The organism is Mesorhizobium sp. M1E.F.Ca.ET.063.01.1.1 (assembly GCF_003998155.1).
Lineage (GTDB): Bacteria > Pseudomonadota > Alphaproteobacteria > Rhizobiales > Rhizobiaceae > Mesorhizobium.
Genome location: NZ_RZSC01000572.1, coordinates 1 through 3,902 on the forward strand (window position 1 = coordinate 1; position 3,902 = coordinate 3,902).

Below are 3,902 nucleotides of genomic sequence, written 5' to 3' on the forward strand. Positions count from 1 at the left end.
CTGATTGTCGCGAATATCGTTCAGCCTGGCGCCGGCCTCAACATCGATCCGGCCTCGCTCGATGTCCAAGCCGTTAAGGGCTATGTGGCCACGGCTCACGAGCAGTCCGTGACCAGCTTCCTGATGAACATCATCCCGTCAACGATTGCCAATGCCTTCGCGGAAGGCGACATCCTGCAAGTCTTGTTCCTCTCGGTCCTGTTCGGCGCGGTCTGCCGCTACAACGGCCGCTCGCTCTTCTCTCTCGTCCGATACATCAAGGACGAGCTGCTGCTCGCAATGTCCTCCTCAGAGGCCGCGCTGGCCTCGCTCATGGAGAAGATGGAAAGGGCCGGCGCCACGCATTCGGTCGTGGGTCTCATTCCATTCAATCTGGACGGCACGAATATGATGCTCGCCGCCCTTTTCATCGCCCAAGCGACGAAAACTGATCTCCCGATCGGCTGCCGGATCCTCATGCTGTTTGTCGCATTGTTCCCTTCGAACGGAACAACCCGCATTACCGGTGCAGGCCTCGTCACAATGGCTGCAACGCTCTTTCTTGTTCCGGCCGCACCGGTCACCTCCGTGGGGCTTATTCTTGGCGTCGATCAGCTTATGTCCGAATGCCACGCGCTGACGGTTTTTCTCCGCAGCGTAGCGGCAACGCTGGCTGTCACCCGGTCCGGGGCGAGCGGGATAAACGACGATTCGGGGAGCGCCTCACTAGCGGACCGTTCAGCGCTCCGGCGGTGGACGGTCAAGTCGCCCGGCGTGGTGAACACAATTCCCCGTGCGAACGACGCTCAGCTATTGGGGTGGACCCGATGGCGCAAAGCCGTATTTGAGAAACCGCCAGATCGCACCGGCACCTGTGCGCCTGTAGCAACTGCGGGGCACGATCAAAACTGACCCATTTTACACCAAAAAGGCGGCCGTTGCTGCCACGCCGTCCATGGATTGGAGACTCATGTCTAAGCCGACTGCCATCACTGTCGCAGCTCTTCTTTTACTCCTCGCCTTGCTGGCGAGCCAATATAGCGCGAACCTGCACCGGCAGGCGTGGTCGACCGACAGGCAAAAGTGGAGCGGCGCATTCGACAACGATCTCCTTCGCCAATCGCCGGCAACCCGCAAGGCGATGCCGTTCTGGTCATATTCAATGACTACCACAACTGTCCGCATTGCAGACTGGCTGATATCAACTACCAAAAAGCCTTCAAGCATGAACCCAATCTGAAGCTTGTGATCAAACAGTTCCCGGTCCTGGGACCGGATTCCCAATTCCCAGCCTTCGCCGCACTCGCCTCGAGAAAACAGGGAAAGTTCGACGAATTCCACCGCGCCCTTATGATTTCCCCCAGTTGAAGGGTCACTCTCAAGATCGCAGCGCGTGTAGGCCTTGACGTTGAGCAGCTCAAGCGGGAATGCAAGATCCGGCCATCGCAGATGAAATGCGCGGTCCGCGCACTCGCGAAAGGTCTGCACTTAGACGGTACGCCCGCGTTGGTGGTCGGCGATATAGTGGTCGCCGACCTTGTGGACATGGCCAGCTTGCAACGCTTGCATCGCCGATGCGCGCTCAAAGCGTGCTGGCTCTCGTGCGGGGCAGCATCTGTAGACCGGCCACGCTGTTGTTGCCGGAGCGTGCCGTTTGTGGCAGCTGGCTTTGCTGTCGCTCCTCGTAATCTTGTTGCGGTCATCCAGCTGCCGTGGGCGCCAACAACAATCCTGAGCGCCCGCGCCTGAAGTCGCTGGCCGGGTGCTCGTGAACCGAGCCCGCTTTTCTTCGGCAAGCTCAGGCGGTCTTGGCCCTGCGGCATCGCCCCCTGGCGCGGGGCAGCCTTCGGCTGCTGACGGTCGCCGGCCTGTCGGCCGGCGTCTTTCTATTGTGGCCTTCCCCCTGGCGCAGGGTGGGCAGCACTCCCTTCTAGGCCCGCCGCGGCGTCCCGCAACCCTTCGCTTGTCGCTTTCGGGTCCTCCACTCCGTTCCGGTCCTGCTGATGCAGTCCGCCTCCGACGGCGGGCCTTTCCGGTCGCTTTTGCCGCCCACCCCGCTTCCGGGGAGGGCGCGCGATTGTAGAGCGGAGGACATCACGATGCGTGCAAACAACAAACGTTGCGGCAGCCGACAGGCTGGCGCAGACAGTGGCGGGCGCACCGGCGCCAGCCTTTATCAGGAAATCACCGACCGCATCATTGCCGAACTGGAGCGCGGCACCGTGCCATGGGTCAAGCCGTGGGGCAGGGCAAGGACAGGCCTCGGCCTGCCGCGGAATGCGGCCACCCAGCGCCGATATTCCGGCATCAATATCCTGATCCTGTGGGGCGCGGTCATCGAGCGCGGTTTCCCCAGCCAGAACTGGCTCACCTTCCGGCAGGCGCTTTCGCTTGGCGGCAATGTCAGGAAGGGCGAGCACGGCACCACCATCGTTCACGCTGACCGCTTTGTTCCCAAGAACGAAAAGCAACGCGCCGACACCGATGGCGACGAACCGCAGGCGGTGCCCTTCCTGAAGCGCTTCACCGTCTTCGATGTCGCGCAGTGCGATAATCTGCCCGAACATCTTTACGCCGCCGGCGAGCCTCTGCCTGAGCGCGAGATGGTCCCGCAGGCCGAGGCGCTCATTCATGCAACCGGCGCTGATTTTCGCATCGGCGGCGAGCGCGCCTTCTACATGCCCGGCAGCGACACCATACAGGTGCCGCCGCAGCCGGCTTTCTTCCACCAGATCGACTATTACCGGACCTGCTTTCACGAGCTTGGACACTGGACCGGCCACCCGAGGCGACTCGCGCGCGACCTGTCCGGCTCCTTCGGGTCCAACACCTATGCGCGCGAGGAACTGGTCGCCGAAATCGCATCAGCCTTCATCTGCAGCAGTCTCGGCATCGAGCCGAGCGTGCGCCATGCCGACTACATCGGCTCATGGCTGACGGTTTTGCGCGAGGACAACCGCGCCATCTTCCGCGCCGCAAGCCATGCCTCGAAAGCCGCCGATTTCCTGCTTGGCCGCAATGTCGATGTCGAAGGCGAGGCACATGCCGAAACCGCCTATGGGAGCGCGCAATCCTCACACGCGACCGCCTTGCGCCTCTGATGACGCAAAGCCGCGCGCAACCAACTCGACAGTTCTTTTGAGGTTGCCCTAACGCCGATGGCCGGCGTTGGCGTCGATCGTTCATCGGACCGAGGTTCGCAAAAAAAGAGGGCGGCATTGATGCCGCCCTCTCGTTGCGAAAGCTGCCAGAGCTGGATTAGAAATCCATGCCGCCCATGCCGCCCATGCCGCCGCCGCCCATGCCGCCAGGCATGCCGCCGCCAGCCGACTCCTTCTTCGGAGCCTCCGCGATCATGGCTTCGGTGGTGACCAGCAGGCCGGCGACCGAGGCCGCGTCCTGAAGAGCCGTACGGACAACCTTGACCGGATCGACGATACCCATGGCGATCATGTCGCCATACTCGCCGGTCTGGGCGTTGTAGCCGAAGGTCGCGCCCTTGTTCTCAAGGATCTTGCCGGCAACGATCGATGCTTCCGCACCGGCGTTGGCCGCGATCTGGCGGGCCGGAGCCTGAAGCGCACGACGCACGATGTTGATGCCGGCGGCCTGGTCGGCATTGACGCCGGTGGCCTTGATGTTGGCCGAAGCGCGCAGCAGCGCGACGCCACCACCAGCAACGATGCCTTCTTCGACGGCCGCGCGGGTCGCGTTGAGGGCGTCATCGACGCGGTCCTTCTTTTCCTTGACTTCGACTTCCGTCGCACCGCCGACGCGGATCACCGCAACGCCGCCGGCGAGCTTCGCCAGACGTTCCTGCAGCTTCTCCTTGTCGTAGTCCGAAGTGGTCTCTTCGATCTGCTGCTTGATCTGGGCAACGCGGCCCTGGATCTCGGCCTTCTTGCCGGCGCCGTCGACGATGG

4 protein-coding genes are annotated in these 3,902 nt (G+C 62.6%); 2 read left to right on the plus strand and 2 right to left on the minus strand.

The window, feature by feature from the left end; all coding sequences use genetic code 11:
• The coding region (locus tag EOA29_RS28230; protein ID WP_127221906.1) for a cation:dicarboxylase symporter family transporter at positions 1-891 on the plus strand (891 nt) is incomplete at its 5' end.
• Between the two features lie 6 nt (positions 892-897).
• On the opposite strand, the gene EOA29_RS43300 is transcribed toward EOA29_RS28230, so the two are convergent.
• Positions 898-1,467, minus strand: coding sequence for a hypothetical protein (locus EOA29_RS43300; protein WP_245454735.1), 570 nt, complete (start codon positions 1,465-1,467; stop codon positions 898-900).
• 611 nt (positions 1,468-2,078) lie between these two features.
• Between EOA29_RS43300 and EOA29_RS28240 the strand changes: the two genes are divergently transcribed.
• On the plus strand, positions 2,079-3,080 hold the full coding sequence (locus EOA29_RS28240) for a zincin-like metallopeptidase domain-containing protein (protein ID WP_126059319.1): 1,002 nt from the start codon (positions 2,079-2,081) through the stop codon (positions 3,078-3,080).
• A 157-nt stretch (positions 3,081-3,237) separates the two neighbouring features.
• Here the strand turns inward: EOA29_RS28240 and EOA29_RS28245 are convergent.
• Positions 3,238-3,902, minus strand: a 665-nt coding sequence (locus EOA29_RS28245; protein ID WP_281061116.1) for a TCP-1/cpn60 chaperonin family protein, incomplete at its 5' end; no start/stop codon positions are given.